Source organism: Bacillus sp. AY18-3 (assembly GCF_008042305.1).
Lineage (GTDB): Bacteria > Bacillota > Bacilli > Bacillales > Bacillaceae_G > Bacillus_A > Bacillus_A wiedmannii.
In genome coordinates this window covers 1-2,414 of the sequence record NZ_QKQR01000042.1, presented here as the reverse complement: position 1 = coordinate 2,414, position 2,414 = coordinate 1, and the positions used below count along the sequence as shown (strand labels likewise).

Here is a 2,414-nt window from a genome sequence, read left to right as displayed (position 1 = left end):
TAGGACGTCGCCAAGCAACTTTAAGACGAGTCAGAATGACTCGTCTTTTTTGTGTTTTAAACTTCTTATCAGCTTCAAGTAAGTAATCCGTATTCTTTTGATCCCCTCATATTCGTTTTCTTTCATCATTTTTGATGTGTAGTTTAAGATTTTCTATTCTATTTTTTGTAGAAGCAATCTATCGGTGTGTTAAAATAGTACAGTTGTTTTTCGAGGTACTTTAATATAGGAAGATTTAAATTTTTTTAAGGAGATAATATGAAAAAGATAGGTGTAATTACTATAGTAGCTTTAGTCCTTCTAGCAATTACTTATATGTTAGTCGGGAATTATTTTTATAATTATGCGTTGAATGCGAAACAAGAGAAAGAGTTTTTAGAGGATAATCCTCACTTAGTAGAAACTGTGAATGCATCGGGAGGTGTGTTCGCTACAAATGAAGAAAAGGATGCGAACTTTATATCAAATCATAAACCTAATACACGAAACATAAATTCTTTCGATAAGTTGAAATTAACAGGTTATGAATATATGAATGAACAATCTAGTCATAAATGGGCAATTGTAGTTCATGGATATGATAGTAGGGCATCGAAAATGACGAAATATATCCGGAACTTTTATGAACAAGGATATAACGTCATAGCGCCAGACCTTCGTGGGCATGGAAATAGTGAAGGTGATTATATAGGGATGGGCTGGCATGATCGTAAAGATATTTTGATTTGGATTCAACAAATTGTAAAGAAAGACCCTAATGCTGAAATAGCACTCTTTGGTGTTTCAATGGGGGGAGCAACTGTAATGATGACTTCAGGTGAAGAGTTACCTTCTAACGTTAAAGTTATTATTGAAGATTGTGGATACTCAACTGTTATTGATGAATTTACGTATCAACTAAAAGATTTATTCCATTTGCCAAAGTTTCCTGTTATGAATGCGGCAAATACAGTTACAAAATTAAGAGCTGGATATGATTTAGAAGAAGCTTCAGCTATAAAACAAGTGGCGAAAAGTAAAACACCTATGCTATTTATTCATGGGGATGCTGATACATTTGTTCCTTATGAAATGTTAGATGAAGTATATAATGCTGCAAAAGTAGAAAAAGAGAAATTAATTGTTCCAGGTGCTGGACATGGAGAAGCCGAGAAGGTAGATTCGAATAAATATTGGAATACCGTATGGAAGTTCGTGGGGAGATACATTCCAGCGTAATTAGATTGTTTTAGATTTGTATATACGATAATCAGAAGGAAAGGTTTTTATACTTTTGATTATCGTTTTTTCTATTTAAAAACTTATTTTAGTTTGTAGTATATAAGGTTTGAAGCATAAATTTTTGAATTCCTTATTGCCAGTGCTACAATAATTGAAAACTACATGTTAATGAGGTGTTTCTATGAAAATTGAAGTATGGTCAGATTTTGTATGCCCATTTTGTTATATTGGGAAACGTAGATTAGAAATGGCTTTAGAGCAATTTCCGCATAAGAAGGATGTTGAAGTGGAGTTTAAAAGTTTTGAATTAGACCAAAATGCTCCAATCTATTCTGGAACAAGTATTAATGAAGTACTTGCATCAAAGTACGGGATTAGTATTGAAGAAGCTAAGCGTAATAATGTACAACTAGGAAATCATGCAGCTAGTATGGGTTTAAGTTTTAATTTTGATGAGATGAAGCCGACGAACACTTTTGATGCACATCGTCTAGCTAAATTTGCAAAGGATCAAGGGAAAGAAAAAGAGATTACGGAAAATCTACTTTTTGCATATTTCACTGAATCGAGAAATTTAAGTGATGTGGATACGCTTGCTACTATTGCTGAAGCTTCAGGTTTAGATAAGCAAGAAGCTTTACGTGTTATTAATGATAAAGGTGCATATGCAAATGATGTTAGAATTGATGAAGCGATTGCTCAGCAATATCAAATTTCAGGAGTACCTTATTTTATTATTAATCAAAAGTATGCTATTTCAGGTGCGCAACCACTCGAAACTTTTGTCGGTGCACTTCAACAAGTGTGGGAAGAAGAGAATCCTGCACCTAAGTTACAAGAGCTTTCTTCAGAGGGTGGAAGCGATATGTCTTGTACGGATGAAAGTTGTTCGATACCTTCAAAAGAACAATAGTTTTTATGAAGGAATAGCAACCCATAGAGTATTTTATGGGTTGCTTATCTATTCTTATAGAAGAGGTATATAAATACATAATTTAATAACGTAAATAGGATTTATAAAAAATGAAGTTTTTTTATAAAAACATATTGACGTTTGTATCTTAGAGGTGTAATATAGAACAAGTCGCCGATGCAATAACGCAGAACGCGGTAAACAAAATGAAAAACTTAGTTGACATTAACTAACGAAGATGTTAACATAAGGGAGTCGCAAATGAGCGACCGAGTAGTTC

The 2,414-nt window shown here is 33.3% G+C and carries 2 protein-coding genes; both read left to right on the top strand.

What is annotated here, in order from left to right; genetic code table 11:
• The first annotated feature begins 258 nt into the window (after positions 1–258).
• Complete coding sequence (locus DM800_RS27775; RefSeq protein WP_147788082.1) at positions 259–1,218, top strand: alpha/beta hydrolase; 960 nt, start codon at positions 259–261, stop codon at positions 1,216–1,218.
• A gap of 184 nt (positions 1,219–1,402) precedes the next feature.
• Positions 1,403–2,134: a DsbA family oxidoreductase gene (locus DM800_RS27770; protein ID WP_088061500.1), complete on the top strand. Its 732-nt coding sequence runs from the start codon at positions 1,403–1,405 to the stop codon at positions 2,132–2,134.
• Positions 2,135–2,414 lie beyond the last annotated feature (280 nt).